The 17,179-nt window shown below is 40.1% G+C and carries 13 protein-coding genes; 9 read left to right on the top strand and 4 right to left on the bottom strand.

Features of this window, described 5'->3' with window-relative positions:
- Positions 1–2 precede the first annotated feature (2 nt).
- From ilvA to AAEY55_RS15335, 5 genes are all read left to right on the top strand, one after another.
- On the top strand, positions 3–1,556 hold the full coding sequence (gene ilvA, locus AAEY55_RS15355) for a threonine ammonia-lyase, biosynthetic (protein WP_089368828.1): 1,554 nt from the start codon (positions 3–5) through the stop codon (positions 1,554–1,556).
- Positions 1,557–1,653: 97 nt separating this feature from the next.
- Positions 1,654–2,682: an ABC transporter substrate-binding protein gene (locus AAEY55_RS15350; RefSeq protein WP_182677574.1), complete on the top strand. Its 1,029-nt coding sequence runs from the start codon at positions 1,654–1,656 to the stop codon at positions 2,680–2,682.
- 61 nt (positions 2,683–2,743) lie between these two features.
- Entirely contained in the window at positions 2,744–3,928 is a 1,185-nt protein-coding gene (locus AAEY55_RS15345; RefSeq protein ID WP_182677571.1) for a methyltransferase, read from the top strand.
- 11 nt (positions 3,929–3,939) lie between these two features.
- Positions 3,940–4,599, top strand: a complete 660-nt coding sequence (gene can / locus AAEY55_RS15340) for a carbonate dehydratase (RefSeq protein WP_086994736.1) — start codon at positions 3,940–3,942, stop codon at positions 4,597–4,599.
- 8 nt (positions 4,600–4,607) lie between these two features.
- Positions 4,608–5,264: an NAD(P)H-binding protein gene (locus AAEY55_RS15335; protein ID WP_350552007.1), complete on the top strand. Its 657-nt coding sequence runs from the start codon at positions 4,608–4,610 to the stop codon at positions 5,262–5,264.
- A 241-nt stretch (positions 5,265–5,505) separates the two neighbouring features.
- Here AAEY55_RS15335 and AAEY55_RS15330 read toward each other — a convergent pair whose 3' ends face one another.
- Positions 5,506–5,769 carry a ubiquinone biosynthesis accessory factor UbiK gene (locus AAEY55_RS15330; protein WP_086994730.1) on the bottom strand — a complete coding sequence of 88 codons (264 nt, stop codon included), beginning with the start codon at positions 5,767–5,769 and terminating at the stop codon, positions 5,506–5,508.
- Positions 5,770–5,932: 163 nt separating this feature from the next.
- Between AAEY55_RS15330 and rep the strand changes: the two genes are divergently transcribed.
- On the top strand, positions 5,933–7,951 hold the full coding sequence (gene rep / locus AAEY55_RS15325; RefSeq protein ID WP_086994727.1) for a DNA helicase Rep: 2,019 nt from the start codon (positions 5,933–5,935) through the stop codon (positions 7,949–7,951).
- 5 nt (positions 7,952–7,956) lie between these two features.
- On the opposite strand, the gene AAEY55_RS15320 is transcribed toward rep, so the two are convergent.
- From AAEY55_RS15320 to elbB, 3 genes are all read right to left on the bottom strand, one after another.
- Entirely contained in the window at positions 7,957–10,527 is a 2,571-nt protein-coding gene (locus AAEY55_RS15320) for a diguanylate cyclase domain-containing protein (RefSeq protein ID WP_182677568.1), read from the bottom strand.
- Positions 10,528–10,696: 169 nt separating this feature from the next.
- Positions 10,697–11,092, bottom strand: coding sequence for a cytochrome c5 family protein (locus tag AAEY55_RS15315; RefSeq protein ID WP_041454600.1), 396 nt, complete (start codon positions 11,090–11,092; stop codon positions 10,697–10,699).
- A 230-nt stretch (positions 11,093–11,322) separates the two neighbouring features.
- Positions 11,323–11,970 (bottom strand): isoprenoid biosynthesis glyoxalase ElbB, encoded by a 648-nt coding sequence (gene elbB / locus AAEY55_RS15310; RefSeq protein WP_089368823.1) that lies wholly within the window; start codon positions 11,968–11,970, stop codon positions 11,323–11,325.
- 872 nt (positions 11,971–12,842) lie between these two features.
- Between elbB and polA the strand changes: the two genes are divergently transcribed.
- The 3 genes from polA (at position 12,843) to AAEY55_RS15295 (ending at position 17,150) form a co-directional block, all read left to right on the top strand.
- Entirely contained in the window at positions 12,843–15,578 is a 2,736-nt protein-coding gene (gene polA, locus AAEY55_RS15305; RefSeq protein WP_086994718.1) for a DNA polymerase I, read from the top strand.
- A gap of 469 nt (positions 15,579–16,047) precedes the next feature.
- Entirely contained in the window at positions 16,048–16,635 is a 588-nt protein-coding gene (locus AAEY55_RS15300) for a YceI family protein (protein WP_011329398.1), read from the top strand.
- The gene (locus tag AAEY55_RS15295) at positions 16,632–17,150 is read left to right on the top strand and encodes a DUF1285 domain-containing protein (protein WP_182677566.1); all 519 of its coding nucleotides are present in this window, start codon (positions 16,632–16,634) and stop codon (positions 17,148–17,150) included. The genes AAEY55_RS15300 and AAEY55_RS15295 overlap by 4 nt, the downstream gene beginning before the upstream one ends.
- Positions 17,151–17,179 lie beyond the last annotated feature (29 nt).

The raw sequence follows: 17,179 nt of genomic DNA, 5'->3' as shown, positions 1-17,179 counted from the left end.
TTATGGTTTCTCAAGAACTCGATTATTTTCGTGCAATTATTCAAGCAAACATGGAGCCGCTGGCTAAAGTAACTGAGGTTAGCAAAATGGCCGAACTCAGTACTAAGCTGGGCAACCATGTGTGGCTAAAACGCGAAGACCAGCAGCCGGTGTACTCATTTAAATTACGTGGTGCATTTAATAAACTTAACAAGCTGCCTAAAGGCTCAGTAGTGATTACTGCATCTGCGGGAAATCATGCTCAAGGTGTGGCGCTGAGTGCCTCACATTTAGGGCATCAGGCAACTATAGTTATGCCAGTAACTACCCCAGAAATAAAAGTAAGTGCAGTGCGTGCACTTGGTGGTGAAGTAGTATTACATGGTCATCATTTTGATGCCGCTAAAGCCCATGCGCTAGAACTTACAGAGCAACTCAACGGTATATTTGTACCGCCATTTGACGACCCAGACGTAATTGTAGGGCAAGGCACAGTAGCCCGTGAGCTAATGCAGCAGTTAAACGAGCTTGATGCGGTATTTATTCCCGTTGGCGGCGGCGGTTTGCTTGCTGGTATGGCGGTATATATAAAATCACTGCGCCCTGATATTAAAGTAATAGGGGTAGAAGCCGACGAAAGTGCCTGCTTACAAGCCGCACTAAAAGCAGGTAAGCCAGTAGAGCTTGATAGAGTTGGTAGTTTTGCCGATGGTGTGGCGGTTAAAATTATTGGCACTGAAACGTTTAGATTAGCGCAAAAGTTTTGCGACGACGTAGTTACCGTAAGCAGCGATGAGATATGCGCCGCCATGCAAGATATTTTTGTATCTACGCGTGCCATTGCCGAGCCTTCAGGCGCGCTTGCCACTGCCGGGCTGAAAAAGTGGAGTCAGCAATCGGGGTTAAAAGGGCTGCATTTAGCTGCCGTGCTTTCAGGAGCTAATTTAAATTTTGATCGCTTACGTTATGTAGCAGAGCGCACCGCACTTGGCGAAAAAAACGAAGCGCTATTAGCCGTTACCATTAATGAAGAAAAAGGCAGTTTTAAACAATTTTGTGCCTCGTTAGGTGGGCGCGCTATTACCGAGTTTAATTATCGTTATGCAGGGCCCGGCGATGCGCAAATATTTGTAGGTATTGCGCTACGTCAAGGGTTACAAGAGCTAGAAGAGTTAAAGCGAGATCTAACCAATAACAATTATCAATTTTGCGACCTATCGGATAACGAACTCGCTAAGTTACATGTGCGTTATATGGTTGGAGGTAAAGCACCTGAGCAATTACATGAACGTTTATTACAGTTTGAGTTTCCTGAATACCCGGGCGCATTAGCACGCTTTTTAGATACCTTAGGCAGTAATTGGAATATTACTTTATTTCATTATCGTAATCATGGTGGCTCTACGGGGAATGTATTAGCAGGTTTTGCAATTGAACCAAGCCAATTTGATGTGTTTAATGAGCACTTAAATCGCTTAGGCTATAACGTACAAGATGAAACAAATAACCCGTGTTTTACCCAGTTTTTAACCTCGCAGCCTCAGGGCAAAAACGTCGATAAACTCGCTTCGGCATAACCCTCTTTATTAACAAGCACCTCGTTGAGGTGCTTGCTTTATCATGTTTTTTACATATTATTATCAATAAATAATAATATGCTTTGAGGGGAACTCGTTGCTAATTAAAGGACTAATCATTGTTTTAGGGCTTTTTTGTTGCCAGCTACAGGCGCAAGAACCGGTTACATTGCAATTAAAATGGACTCATCAATTTCAATTTGCCGGCTATTATATGGCCAAGCATAAAGGCTTTTATAAAGAGGTCGGGCTGGATGTAAATATACTCCCTGCCAAGTTAAGTATGCCCGACAGTTTTGATGCAGTAGCACAAGGTGAGGTGCAGTTTGGCATTGGTCATTCTGGTGTTTTACAGCAACGCATTGCCGGTAAACCTTTAGTGGCAATGGCTGCTATATTGCAGTTTTCCCCTTATTGCTGGATGGTTAAAGACAGCTCTGATATTTTTCATGCACGAGACTTTATTACTAAACGAGTCACTACCAGCGGTAAAAGAGAGAATACTGAGTTATTAATTATGCTCCAGCGCAGTGGCATTAATACCGACCGCTTAGCCCATTATGAAGGTGATAATCCGACCCGCGCATGGATTGACAATAAAGTAGATGCAATGCAAGTGTATGTAACCGACCTACCTTATTACATGGCGCAGCAAGGAATTGCCCACAGACTTATTTGTCCGCAAAGGTACGGTATGGATCTGTATGCCGATATTTTGTTTACTAGCCAAAGTATGCTTAAAAACCACCCGCAAACAGTAGAAAGCTTTTATCAGGCAAGTCTTAAAGGCTGGCGTTATGCAATGATGAATATGGATGAAGCGATAGCAGTAACTCAGCAATATGCACCGCATAAAAGCCCCCATCAGCTAGCTTATGAAGCCGAGGTATTAAAAGGCTATGTTACAGTACCCAGTACTCACCTAGGTAATATGTCGATGGCAAAGTGGCGCTTAATAGCTGATTTATATGGTGTTGAACAAAGTGATTTTGACAAAGTAAAAACTAGTTTTATATATAAGTATCAGGAGCCCGAAAGATTACAGCTTTCATGGATGTTACTGGCAGCAATTATTATCAGCATTATTTCTATCCCGCTGTATTTACGTTTAATCTTCAAAAAATAACCACTTAATGACAGTGGGCTGAGCTGCTATAATTAATTGTGTTTATTTATTTTAAGTTGATATGACCTTAGCTGAGCAGTTTTCTGCACTTGATTCTCTCCTTATGCGTAATCGCCAATATTGGCAATGTACGGCATTTGATTTTGATGCACTACCTTGGCCTGAGCTACAAGAGCCTTTAAATAATTTAACGGATGAAGAAGTTGCCCAATTAGATGGCAATGAAGAACAGTTATATCAATTTTTTGAGCCGCATATTGAGCAACTTGAACAGCTGGTAAATTTGTGTGAGTTACCAACAGCGAACTTAACGCGCAGTGACTATCCGTTTTGGCTTAGTAACGGTATAAAAGGGCGGAAGTTTCAGCAGCTGCAAGATTTTGTAGCGGCTTTACCCAGTAGTACCAAGCCTGTTTTAGAATGGTGCGCGGGTAAAGGACACCTCGGGCGTATGCTAGCGTTTAATGGTGCTAAAAGCGTGCACAGTATAGAGCTGCAACCGCAATTATGTGAGCAAGGGCAGCACAGTGCAAAGCAGCAAGGCTTAGCTATGCACTTTAGCCAAGCAGATGTATTGAAGGATGACATTACTGCTTTTTTTAAAGCCGATATGCACGCAGTCGCTTTACATGCTTGCGGCGGTTTACATCAAGCTTTTATGCAGCAGGCCAGTGTAGCTAAAGTCTCTAACATTAGTTTTTCTCCTTGTTGTTATCATTTATTTACCCCAGATAATTACCTAGCAATGAGTACGCTTGCACAACAAAGTCTCCTTAACTTAACTCATCGCGACTTAAAGCTCGCACTTCAAGAAATGGTCACCGCGCCTTCACGCATAGTTAAAGTGCGTAACACTGAAGTTGCATGGCGACTCGGGTTTGATGCCCTGCGAAAATCGATTACTAATGAGCAACATTACGTCAGTGTGCCGTCGGTTAACAAGGCGGTGTTTTCAGATTCATTTAAATCGTTTTGTGCATGGGCTGCAGACAAAAAGTCGTTAAAGTTGACACAAGAGATTGATTATAATAAGTTTTTACTTATTGGGCAGGACAAAATAAAAGTAACTGATCGTATTGAACTGGTTCGACATGTGTTCAGAAGAGCAATAGAAGTTTGGCTTGTGCTCGATCGTGCTTTATATTTACAGCAGCAAGGCTATCAAGTCAGTATTAAAACGTTTTGCGCAAAACAGTTAACACCGCGCAATATTTTGATCTTGGCAAATTACCCGTCTTCGAACTGAAAAGAGATGCAATGAGAAAGCTAAAAAATTTATTCGACAATAATAAACGTTGGGCAGATCGCACTAGTAAAGCGGATCCTGACTTTTTTAAAATACTATCAATGCAGCAAAATCCAGAGTACTTATGGATTGGTTGTTCCGACTCCCGCGTGCCAGCCAATCAAATTGTAGATTTACTCCCAGGTGAGCTATTTGTACATCGTAACGTAGCAAACGTAGTTGTACATACAGATCATAACTGTTTATCGGTAATGCAATATGCTGTTGAAGTATTAAAAGTTAAACATATTATGGTGGTGGGGCATTATGGTTGTGGTGGTGTACAAGCAGTACTAGATGAAGCCCGCTTTGGCTTTATTGATAATTGGCTGCGCCATGTTGGTGATGTAAAAGAGAAGCACCTAGAGCAATTAAATGCAGTGCCTGAAAAAGAGCGTTTAAGCCGTTTAATAGAGCTTAATGTAATTGAGCAGGTACGTAATGTAGCGCGTACTAATATAGTACAAGACGCATGGGCACGTGGACAAAGTTTATCGATTCATGGTTGGGTTTACGGCCTAGAAAATGGCCACCTACATGACCTAGAGTCAGTAGTAACTTGTGCATCAGAAGAAGCCGACACTTATAAAAAAGCCGTGCAACACGTGTTTTCAAAACTTGACCATGGATAATTAAAGCGATGACAAAAACGGCGGTAATTATAGGTGCAACAGGGTTAGTAGGAAATGAGTTATTAAAAAAGTTACTACAAAGCGCGTATTTTTCTAATGTAATTGCCTTAAGCCGTCGTGCGCTAAGCATACGTCATCCAAAACTCGTTAATCATATAATTGAGTTTGATGAGTTAACTCAATATGCTGCATTATTTAAAGGCGATGTGTTTTTTTCTTGTTTAGGTACTACTAAAAAGCAAGCCGGCTCAATTGCGGCGCAGCGAAGAGTTGATTTTGATTATCAATTTATTGCCACGCAATTAGCCGCAAGTAATGGTGTGCAACATTACTGCTTGGTGTCATCAAGTGGTGCAAATGCGCACAGCACTAGCCCTTATTTAAAAATGAAGGGGCAACTAGAGCAGCAGGTTAAGCAACTGCCTTTTGCACGTATCAGTATTTTTCAGCCGTCGTTATTATTAGGTAACCGTAAGCGGTTTAGAGTGGCTGAGAAAATTGGCAGTGTTATTTTACCCATTATAACTCGTCTGCCACTTTTAAAACGCTATAAACCAATAACTGGGGAGCAAGTAGCGCAAAAAATGCTGGTTGTGAGTTGCGCGCAGCAGAGCAATTTAGCTTACTATGTACTTGATGAGCTATTTAACCTGAGCTCCGGATAATAAATCTATCTCAAGCAGCTATTTTCAGCGCTAACTGCGTTGAATTTACTTGCAATAGGCCAGCTATTGACGCATAAATTCGCCTTGTTTTCACTGAAAACTTCTGGCTAGAGAAAATAAATATAATTATAATTCAATATGTTAGTAAATTCCTTAACCAGAGTTCAAGTTATTTAATTAATTAGCACTATTACAAAACAAAAAAGCAGCCTTGGCTGCTTTTTTACTTTAAGCGTATATATTATTCAGCATTTGGCTGAGTGCTAAGTTGTTGCTCTAACAGTGCAACTTTAGCTTCAAGCTCAGTTAGCTTTTCGCGTGTACGGATCAGTACTTGGCTTTGTACATCAAATTCTTCACGACTTACAAAGTCCATCTCAGCAAGCTTGTTTTGTAAAACTTGTTTGGTTTTACCTTCGAGTGTATCGGCTAAGTTTTTTACGCCTTGTGGCATATTACTAGTGATTTGCTTTGCAATTTCTTCAAGTTTTGCTGGATTAATCATGTTCGTCCCTTGGCTGTTGCCCAGAATTTATAATAACTAATATTACCTTATAGCCAGTGTATTTAACACAGGTTGATCTTTATCGAATTAATTAGTGCAATTGCTATGCTCGCTGTAATGGTTACGTTAAAATTGCCCGTCTTTTTAAATCTCTTTGGTCGTTATGAAACTCAATCCTAAACAAGATGAAGCGGTAAAATATATTAGTGGGCCATGCTTAGTGCTTGCTGGAGCTGGCTCTGGTAAAACGCGTGTTATTACTAATAAAATCGCATATTTAGTGAAACAGTGTGAGTATAAAGCGCGTAATATTGCCGCGGTTACTTTTACCAATAAAGCTGCTAAAGAGATGCGTGAGCGTGTTTTGCAAACACTTGGCAAGCAAGATGCCAAAGGGCTTTGGGTATCTACATTTCATACGCTGGGTTTAGAAATTATCAAAAAAGAACTTAGTACACTGGGCTTTAAGCCGGGTTTTTCGCTATTTGACGATCAAGATACCAACCAGTTATTAAATGATTTAACCGAAGACGAACTTAAAAATGATAAAGACCTACTCAAGCTATTAAAAATGGCAATTGGTAGCTGGAAAAACGAATTAATTTTACCAGAACAAGCAATCCGCGAAGCGCAAGAGCCACAAAAAGCATTATTTGCACAGCTTTATGGTCGCTATCAAAACCAGTTACGTGCTTACAATGCACTAGATTTTGATGACTTAATAATGATCCCTACTTTGCTCCTTACTAATAATGCCACTTCACGGATGCGCTGGCAGCAACGCTTTAAATACTTGCTGGTGGATGAGTACCAAGATACCAATACCAGCCAATACCAACTTGTTAAGCTGTTAGTAGGTGAACGTGCCCGCTTTACTGTGGTAGGCGATGACGATCAATCGATATATTCATGGCGCGGTGCGCGTCCGCAAAACTTAGTGTTATTAAGTAAAGACTTCCCCGGGCTTAGACTTATTAAGCTGGAGCAAAACTACCGTAGTGCAGGGCGAATACTAAAAGCGGCTAATATATTAATTGCCAACAACCCGCACGACATTGAAAAAAAGCTGTTTAGTGAGCTCGGTTATGGTGAGCCAATAAAAGTAATTGGTTGTCGTGATGAAGAGCATGAGTCTGAGCGCGTAGTGGCTGAAATTATTTCGCATAAGTTTATGAAACGCACTAGCTACAAAGATTACGCTATTTTATATCGCGGTAATCACCAAGCGCGAGGCTTTGAAAAATCGTTAATGAGTAACCGTATTCCATACAAAATTAGCGGTGGTATGTCGTTTTTTTCGCGCTCAGAAATTAAAGATATTATGGCCTACTTACGGCTGCTGGTTAATCAAGATGATGACAATGCATTTTTACGAATAGTAAATACACCACGGCGCGAAATAGGCACGGTGACACTTGAAAAGCTGGGCACGCTCGCAAATGAAAAGCACATGAGTTTATTTGCTACCTGTTTTGATAATGACCTAGGTTATAGGCTAAAAGGGCGTGGTTTGAACGCACTTACTGGGTTTGCACGTTGGGTTGTGGAGCTATCAGACAACGCGGTGCGCGGTGATACCCTAGAAGCGGTTAAAGATTTAGTGCGTAACATTAACTACGAAGCGTATTTATACGAGTCATCACCTAGTGCCAAAGCGGCTGAAATGCGGATGAAAAACGTATCGGAGTTATATCGGTGGATCACCGACATGCTAACCGGCGACGCCGATAACGAGCCCATGACCTTGGCCGAAGTAGTGAGCAAACTTACATTACGCGATATGTTAGAGCGTAACGAAGAAGAAGATGAAGCCGACGCGGTGCAGTTATCAACCTTGCATGCATCAAAGGGACTAGAGTATCCGTACGTGTTTATGGTGGGTATGGAAGAGGGCTTGCTACCGCATCAGGTAAGTATTGATGAGGACAACGTAGATGAAGAGCGTCGCCTTGCGTATGTTGGGATCACCCGAGCTCAACAAGAGCTCACCTTAACTTATGCTAAAATACGTCGTCAATTTGGCGAAACATCACAAACAGAGCTCAGTCGTTTTGTACAAGAACTACCACAAGACGATTTAGCATTCGAGAATAAAAAAGCACCTAATAGCCAAGCCGAGCGAATGGAAAAAGGTCAGGCGCGTGTGGCTAATCTACGCGCTATGCTTAAAAAACCTGAATAAATTGGTTAACGTTGCAGTGATTCAGAGTGACTAATAGAGGGCTGCAAGCTACTGTTAAGTGCAGACTGTTTACCGATAAAAAATCCTAGACCGTGTTTATCTAATAGAGCTCTAAAATTTAATATAGCAGGGCCTTTTGCTATTACTTTAGTGTTTTTAATTTTAGTAATGGCAAGTACGCCCTGCAGTTGTAGGTCGTAGCTAGCTTGCTGCAAAATACGTTTACTAAATGTTGAGCTTAGTAGTAGGTAGTCAAAATCAATTTCGCTAAGTAAGTTAAGCTCGCATTTATCTTTAGCAAAATTATTTAACCCAATAGAGTAGCCGTTTAAAGATAATTGCTTTAAATTTTCAATTTGTGTTGCACTAGCATAACGAATTTCTTGCTCGTCAAAGAGTAAGCAAAGCTGTGTTTTGTTTTCGCATTGGCTCAAAGCATCAGTAAATAAATTAAACTCAGGATGGGCCAATAACAAACTAGAGCAAGGTAGTAAGCCGACGTTTAAGTTAGCGTTACTTGTTTGTGTGTATGCTTGTTGCAGTAGCTGAAGTTCAACATTAAGATGTTGCTCTTTATCGCAGGCAAACTTTTTTAGAATATCAAAACTGGTATAGCCCAATATAGGGTGCTCGCCAAATGCCTCTAGCAATGACTCAGACTGGCAATTTTCATCAAGAGTAATGATCTCAGAACTTCTAAAATTCATTGGTAGCTGTTCAAGGTAATGCAGTACTGGTGATTGCTGCTCTGGTATTGCTTGCGTTAATAGCGGGTGGAATAGCTCATAGCGGTTTCTACCTGAGTTTTTAGCGTAGTACATAGCGGCATCGGCATCACGAATTATTTCATCCGTATTTTTATAGCTTTGGTTAGAGTAAGTTATACCAATACTTGCACCACTTTGCAGTGACGAGCCTTTAAAACAAAATGGTTCTGCCATTAAGTTAATGATTCTATTAGCAACATCTTCAGCTTGTTGAGGCTCGGTTAAATGAGTCAATAAAATTACAAACTCATCCCCCCCTAAGCGCGCTAATAAGTCGTGCTCGCGAATACACTGCGAAAATAGCTTACTCACGCTAATTAAAAACTGATCCCCGGCATGATGGCCAAGTTGGTCGTTAATACTTTTAAACTTATCTAAATCAATAAATAATACGGCAAAGTGTTGCTCTACAAAGCGATGATATTCTTGCAGGGTTTTTTCAAGTTGAGTTAAAAATAAGCTTCGGTTAGCTAAACCGGTCAGCGAGTCGTGATGCGCGTCGTGATAAAGCTGCTGCTCTATTTTTTTTCGCTCATCAATTTGCATTTGTAAATGTAGGTTAGCTTGGCGTAACTCTTTAGTTTTTTCGTCAACTCGAAACTCAAGCTCCTGATGACTCTTTTTAAGTGCGATATTAGCTAATTTTGTTTGTAATACTGTAGCAATTTGATGGGATACAAAGGTGATGAGTTCGCAATCATCTTGGCTAAAAATATGTTTATTGTTATACGCTTGGCAAACAATTAAACCAATAACACCTTGTGATGTTTTTAATGGTGCGCCAAGCCAACTAGTAGCCATTTGCTTTTCAGGCACAGGTGAAGTGCGTTGTACTGTGCCATCTTGTATAAGCGCTTTTGCTCTATCGGGATGTATAAGCTGAGTTTCTTCGGTGCTAATTACCAGCTCACTATAGCCTTTAGAAAAACGCCTTGATTGAGGGTTCTTTTTAAATTCATCTACGTAATAAGGAAAGCTTAGCCAGCCAGAATCTTTGTTATAAAGTGCAATATAAAGGTTATCAGCATAGGTTATCGACTTTATAATTTCATGCAGTTGTAAATATACATCATCAATATTTTTAGCTTGTGTTGCCAGCTCCGATATTTTAAATAAAATTTGCTGGCGTTGTAGGGCTCGTTTACGTTGTTCGACTTCAAGGTTAAGCGCTGCGTTACTTTGTGTAAGTGCTTGGGTGCGAATTTTAACTTCGGCTTCGAGTTGCTCGCGCTTTTTTACTCGCTCTATTGCGGTAGCTAAGTACAGCGACATAACCTCTAGTAATTGTATTTGTTGAGGGCTGTATCCTTGCTCTGTGTCGTAACTTTGTGCTGCAAGTACGCCTATAATGCTTTTTTCTTGAAATACAGGCACGCCAATCCAGTGCTCAGCAGGCGTACCTAAAGCTTTAAATAAACCATTATTAGCAGCATCTTGCATTTGTTGCTTAGTAAAGTAGGTTGTTTTACCTTGTTTAAATACATAACCAGTTGCACCTTCGTTAAAACTATTATGCTGATTAAGGGCAATAGCAAGACCATCTTTTTCGTCTGAAAAATAAGAAAGTTCTAATAAGTTTGTGTGTCTGTTGGAAAGTACAACATAAAAACTTTTGCTTGGTACGTACTTTTGCAAAATATCGTGTATAGCGGGATAGAGTAAGGTAAGTTCTGCAACCGTGCTGGCTTGCTCTGATAATAGGATCAGGGCATTTTGTAGATGATGTGCATGCTTGTACTTTTTCAGTAGCGCTTTAAGACGTTTATTTTGATGCGCTAAGTTACTAGGTACTGTTAATTTATCTTCCAATGATGTTAACCAGCTGTGTTTTTATTGTATACTAATTGCGCTTATAATTTCATTTTTAACTATTAGCGTCAAGTATATATTCGTTAAAATAGCGGTTAAAAGTAGATAAAAAGCATTAAAAAAGGCTTACCTTAGGTAAACCTTTTTATTTATTGATTTTAGTAGGCTTTTACTTAGTTGTCATAAAGTTAATTGCGGCACTAATTTCGTCTTCAGAACAATCCATACAAGTACCTTTTGGCGGCATTGCATTAAAACCATTCAGTGCGTGATCGAGTAATACATCATTACCTTTAGCAAGGCGAGGTGACCAATCATCAGCCGATTTAGGTGCGCCTAACGCACCAGTACCGTGACACGCAAAACATGAAGCTTGATATACTTGCTCGCCAGAACGTGGGCCAGTAGGGGCTGCAGGAGCGGCCACTTTGTCACCCTCAAGGTATACAGCACCAATCGGTGCGAGACGTTTTTTGATTGCATCGGCAGTCATAGAGTTATCATATGGCTGTGCGTATGCGGTGGTTGCTAGCATTAGTAATGCTGCAGCTGATAGTTTTTTCATTTTGCCTTGCCCACTTCAATTTGAACGTGATCAATCACGATTGTAAATGACGGAATTTAAAACAATTATAACTCCCCTAAGCAATTTATAAAATGCTAAGAGTAGATTTTATTGATTAAATCGACTAAAGATTGCGTTAACTCAATAAAAACAGCAGTTTACTAAATGGTTAAACAGAGTAACTGTTATTCTAAGTTACAAAAATCTAAATAGATCATATTGATCAAAAATCAGCTTAGTGCGAGCACTTCACTCACCAGTTTAGCTATTCCAGCATCGGCATCGAGTATAGATTGTGCCAGCATATAGGCTGGTGTTGTTACTAGCTTGTACTGCTGATCTACAACAATATCATCTACTGCGCAGGTGACATGCTGAGCACCTAGGGTGTTAAGTGCATTAGCTGTGTCACTATCATTACCTATAGTTAGGTGTGCTTGCTGATAAATAAAAGGAATTAAATTAGGAGCAATACACATATAGCCCGCTGCTTTATTGGTATTGGCAAACGCTTTACAGGCATGTAACACGTCAGCATTAATACTTGCCTGTGGCCCTTTTATAGCAAAGTCAGATAGATTTTTTGCAGCACCAAAACCACCCGGTACAATTAAAGCGTCAAACTGTGTAACGTCCAGCTCAGTAATCGCTTTTACTTCGCCGCGAGCAATACGCGCTGCTTCTACAAGTACATTACGATTATCGGTGGTTTCTTCACCAGTGAGGTGATTAATGGTGTGATGCTGCGCTATATCGGGTGCAAAGCATTGATAACTTGCACCATTTTTTGCTATGTGTAATAAAGTCAAAACGGCTTCATTAATTTCACTACCATCATAAACGCCACAACCGGCTAAAATTACTGCAACTTTTTTCATTTTTTATCTGCTCCGTTTAAGTCGGCAAACTAAAATTTAGTTCGATAGATTAGGGTCTGTTAACCTTTGCGGATTAAAATTTGTTCAAACTAGGAGCGATTTGATCGCGGCGCGAGGTTTGTAACCTAGTAGGCTCGATAACTGCTCCTGCGTTATTCTACTGGCTTACATCTATGTGTAAATAAGTAAAAACAGAGCAAAGCTTTTGCATCCTGCTCATGCCCCTAACAAAGAGTTAATCGCCCCTAGACAGAACCCTTCGGGCAGCGCATGTTTGGTATTAATGCTGCGTTATCGCCTATTTATGGGGAATAACCACACCACATAGGCTCTGCCTTGTCTAAATACCAAACACACTGCTGCAAACTCAATCTTGAAAGATCAACAGACCTTCAAGTTTAACATGGCAAAAATAATCTGTTTGAAAAATTATTTGTATAGTTACTGTTCGCTAAGCGAGTGATCATAGGGTATATGCCATTTGGTGATCAACCACAGTGAAAAAAATTATAAAGGATCGCTATGATCTTTGATCCATTATGCTAGAATGCTCGTCCAGTTATTTAAATGGATGCAAATAATGGCAATGACTAACAGCGGATGTAACGCTTAAAACTTTTTTCCACATTGGTAAAAAAATAATAAAAAAAGAACCTCGTATTATCTTTTTTAGTAAAAACAACCAGTTAACTTTATTTCTAAGCGTTTTTTAATGCTTTGGAAGAATGGTCTGTGGCTGTTATCTACAAAGTTATCCACAGTTTGTTCTGAATTAATCAACATCAGTAGTATTAATTCGCAGTCGTTTTATTCACTGCCTTATGGCATGCTTATAATTATCTTACTTTTTGTATTTAGGATCCAAATTCACCATGGCTCAGATCCCCGAAAACCCACTTATTTTAGTTGATGGCTCTTCATATTTATTTCGTGCTTATCATTCACCGCCACATTTAACTAACTCAAAAGGTGAAGCGACCGGAGCGATATATGGTGTGATCAACATGCTAAAAAGTTTGATCAGACAATATGATCCCTCGCATATGGTGGTTATATTTGACGCTAAAGGCAAAACCTTTAGAAATGACATGTATAGCGAATATAAAGCGAACCGTCCGCCAATGCCAGATGACTTACGCACGCAAATAGCGCCAATCCACCGTATTATTAAGGCAATGGGTTTTCCGCTTATTAGCATTGAAGGTGTTGAAGCCGACGATGTAATTGGTACGTTTGCGCGCATAGCTTCAGAGCAAAAGCGCCACGTACTGGTTTCTACCGGCGATAAAGATATGGCGCAGTTGGTAAATGAACATGTAACGCTTATAAACACCATGACCGACAGTATCTCGGATCCTGTTACTGTAGTTGAAAAGTTTGGTGTGGGCCCAGAACTTATTATCGATTATTTAGCTTTAATGGGCGATAAAGTAGATAACATTCCAGGGGTAGAAGGGTGTGGTCCTAAAACTGCGGTTAAGTGGTTAGAAAAATACGGATCGCTACAGGGCGTTATGGATAATGCCAGCGAGATCAAAGGTAAAATAGGAGAGAAGTTAGCAGCTGCGCTAGATCATCTGCCTTTAAGCTATCAACTTGCCACTATTAAGTGTGATGTTGAGGTTGAGTCGGATCTTGATACCTTTAAGTTACAAGAGCCCAATAAAGATGAGCTAATTGCGCTTTATGGTGAATGTGAATTTCGTCGTTGGTTAGCTGAGTTACTCGATAACCCTAAAGATACCGAAACACACTTAGCTGTTCCCACTGAGGCTAACGAAGTACCAAAAGTAGCAGAGGCACAATACGAAACTATTTTAACCGAGAGCCAGTTTGATGCATTAATAGAGCAGCTAAATGATGCTGAGCTATTTGCCTTTGATACAGAAACAACCAGCCTTGATTACATGCAAGCACAGTTAGTAGGTATGAGCTTTGCGGTAAAAGCCGGTGAAGCTGCTTATTTACCCGTTGCTCACGACTATCCGGGTGCACCTGAGCAACTAAGCCTTGAGTTTGTAATGCAAAAATTAGGACCTATTCTAGCCGATGCCAAAAAAGCTAAGGTAGGGCAAAACCTTAAATACGATAAAAGCGTATTAGCAAATGCGGGTTATGAATTAAACGGTATTAAGTTTGATACCATGCTTGAATCGTATGTGCTTAACAGTGTGGGTACGCGCCATGATATGGATTCACTGGCACTTAAATTTTTAGGCCATAAAAATATCAGCTTTGAAGATATTGCTGGTAAAGGTAAAAAGCAACTTACTTTTAATCAAGTAGAGCTAGATAAAGCCGGCCCCTATGCCGCTGAAGATGCAGATATTACGCTGCGTTTACACCAAGTTTTATGGCCAAAATTAGCCGCTGACGAAAAACTAAAATCAGTATTCGAAGATATAGAAATGCCACTGGTTAATGTTATTTCTGATATTGAACGCACTGGTGTAGCAATAGACAGCAAAATGCTTGCTGCGCACAGCCAACGCTTAGGCGAGCGTTTATTGGAGCTGGAAAAAGAAGCGTATGAAATAGCGGGTGAACCATTTAATTTAAGTTCTCCAAAACAACTACAAGTATTGTTGTTTGAAAAACTGGAACTGCCAATAATTAAAAAAACGCCTAAAGGCGCGCCTTCTACCGCAGAAGAAGTATTACAAGAATTAGCGCACGACTATCCACTGCCTAAAGTAATTATTGAGCACCGTGGTTTATCAAAGCTTAAATCAACCTATACCGACAAATTACCGTTAATGGTTAACGAGAAAACGCAGCGTGTGCATACCTCGTATCATCAAGCCGTAACGGCAACTGGGCGTTTAAGTTCAACCGATCCTAATTTACAAAATATTCCAATTCGCTCAGAAGAAGGGCGTCGTATTCGTGAAGCGTTTATAGCGGCCGATGGCTATAAAATTGTCGCTGCCGATTATAGCCAAATTGAGCTACGTATAATGGCGCATCTTTCACAAGATAAAGGTTTATTAAGTGCGTTCGCTAATGGTTTAGACGTGCACAGTGCCACTGCAGCAGAAGTATTTGGTGTAAGTTTAGAAGAAGTGACCAGCGATATGCGTCGTAAAGCTAAAGCGGTTAACTTTGGCTTAATTTATGGCATGTCGGCATTTGGTTTAGCACGCCAGCTGGATGTGCCACGCCATGAAGCGCAGCATTATATTGATAAATATTTTGAGCGTTTCCCAGGTGTTTTAGAGTATATGGAAACAACGCGTGAAAAGGCCGCTGAAAGCGGTTATGTAGAGACTATTTTTGGACGCCGTTTATATTTACCAGAAATAAAAGCCCAAAATGGTGCACGAAGAAAAGGAGCTGAGCGCGCAGCAATCAATGCGCCAATGCAAGGCACTGCTGCCGATATCATTAAAAAGGCAATGTTAAGTGTACACAGTTGGGTATACGAGCAAGCTCCCAATACCGTTAAGCTATTAATGCAAGTACACGATGAGTTGGTATTTGAAATTAAAACAGACTGTGTTGATGCTTACACAAAGCATATTTGCGAACTAATGTCGCAAGCGGCTACTCTTGATGTACCACTTATAGTTGAAGCTGATGAAGGCGACAACTGGGAACAGGCTCACTAAGTTTATATAATAAAATGACAAAAAAGTGCCTAAGGGCACTTTTTTTATGTCAGTTTAAAAATATTAATTACTTAAATAAATAGCCGCATTAGTTACGTAAAAGTTAACTAAAGAAAAGACCGATGTTAAATCATAAGGTGTTGGCAAATATACACAAATTATCTAGAATTTTATTGTACTAGTGCGCTGGCTTTTGTTAAAGTCGCGCCGTCCTCATCCTGTAGGACATCCTGTTGATGATGCATCTGCGAAGATGCAATTATTCATAGCTTCTCCCCAGTTTGCTATACCGGCCTATCATATATTTGATGGGCCGTTTTTTATTCCTAACCTTAATTATTCCCCATTTATTATTCTATAATTACACTTAATCCTTTAGGTGATACCATCATAAGCTCATAAAAAGTACTTTCTATTCATTTGTGGTTCTAATGAATGGGGTATTGTTCATTTATAGAAGGAATTCGTCATGTTTAAAGCATTAGCTATTGCAGGTTTGTCGTTATCAAGTTTAGTTATTTCTAATATCGCTCAGGCCGATTGGCAGTTAGTAAACGATAAAAGCCAATTAAGCTTTGTTTCTATCAAAAAAAATAGTATTGCTGAAGCAAATCACTTTACTAATATTGAAGGCAAGTTATCAGATAAAGGTGAGTTTAGTGTAAATGTAGACTTAACCTCGGCAGAAACACTGATCCCCATTCGTAATGAGCGTTTAACAAAATTATTATTTGAAGCCGATACATTTGCAAATGCCATATTAACCGCAGATCTAGCATCGCAGCTCAGCAGTATTAAAAAACCTGGCCAGTATGTGCTTAAAGGGATTAATGCGGAACTTGATTTTCATGGTAATAAAAAGCCGCTTACTATAGATGTGCTGGTTAGCAGTGCAGAAAATGGTGATTTAAGTGTGTCTTCTTTCAGTCCTATTATTATTAATAGTAATGATTTTGCAATTACAGAGGGCATTATGGAATTACAAAAATTAGCGGGTTTACCGTCAATTGCGACTGCCGTACCTGTTACTTTTGCACTGACATTTAAAAAGCAGTGATTTCCCTTAGCCAACTAAGCAAGCAATTAAGCGAGCCAAACAAACCTTTTGATAGTTGGCAACCAACCCACTGTGGATCATTGCCAATGGTTATTAACGACCAAGGGCAATGGTTTTATGCTGGCAGTGAAATAACACGCCCGGCTATGGTAAAGCTGTTTGCCTCGGTATTGTGTAAAGAGGGTGAGCAGTTTTATTTAAAAACGCCAGTCGAAAAAATAGCCATCACGGTTGAAGACGCCCCCTTTATTATTGTTGCCTGGCGATTTGAAAATACCGAGCAAGGACAAGTGCTTTGTTGTATAGATAACCTAGACAGACAATGGCTCATCAGTGCTGAGCAACCTATATATATACAAGACTACAAAGATGCAGCCGTGCCTTATATACAACTCCCTTATGGGTGCTGTGCACGCGTGGCAAGAAGTGTATTTTATCAATGGGCAGAAATAGCCCAGACAGACAAACAGGGTTATTTTATAACATCTGCCGGGGAGCCGTTTTATTTATCCTAAACTCGAGTAATAGCGGATAATAATGGCTT

The organism is Pseudoalteromonas sp. 120-MNA-CIBAN-0494, from assembly GCF_040308885.1.
GTDB lineage: Bacteria > Pseudomonadota > Gammaproteobacteria > Enterobacterales > Alteromonadaceae > Pseudoalteromonas > Pseudoalteromonas nigrifaciens.
The sequence above is the reverse complement of the archived record's forward strand: the minus strand, read 5'-3'. Positions and strand labels throughout refer to the sequence as shown.

Excerpts from the sequence above, each read along its gene's own strand:
- ilvA (WP_089368828.1), top strand. The coding sequence starts at position 3 with ATGGTTTCTCAAGAACTCGATTATTTTCGTGCAATTATTCAAGCAAAC.
- AAEY55_RS15345 (WP_182677571.1), top strand. The coding sequence starts at position 2,744 with ATGACCTTAGCTGAGCAGTTTTCTGCACTTGATTCTCTCCTTATGCGT.
- can (WP_086994736.1), top strand. The coding sequence starts at position 3,940 with ATGAGAAAGCTAAAAAATTTATTCGACAATAATAAACGTTGGGCAGAT.
- AAEY55_RS15335 (WP_350552007.1), top strand. The coding sequence starts at position 4,608 with ATGACAAAAACGGCGGTAATTATAGGTGCAACAGGGTTAGTAGGAAAT.
- AAEY55_RS15330 (WP_086994730.1), bottom strand. The coding sequence starts at position 5,769 with ATGATTAATCCAGCAAAACTTGAAGAAATTGCAAAGCAAATCACTAGT.
- rep (WP_086994727.1), top strand. The coding sequence starts at position 5,933 with ATGAAACTCAATCCTAAACAAGATGAAGCGGTAAAATATATTAGTGGG.
- AAEY55_RS15315 (WP_041454600.1), bottom strand. The coding sequence starts at position 11,092 with ATGAAAAAACTATCAGCTGCAGCATTACTAATGCTAGCAACCACCGCA.
- elbB (WP_089368823.1), bottom strand. The coding sequence starts at position 11,970 with ATGAAAAAAGTTGCAGTAATTTTAGCCGGTTGTGGCGTTTATGATGGT.
- polA (WP_086994718.1), top strand. The coding sequence starts at position 12,843 with ATGGCTCAGATCCCCGAAAACCCACTTATTTTAGTTGATGGCTCTTCA.
- AAEY55_RS15300 (WP_011329398.1), top strand. The coding sequence starts at position 16,048 with ATGTTTAAAGCATTAGCTATTGCAGGTTTGTCGTTATCAAGTTTAGTT.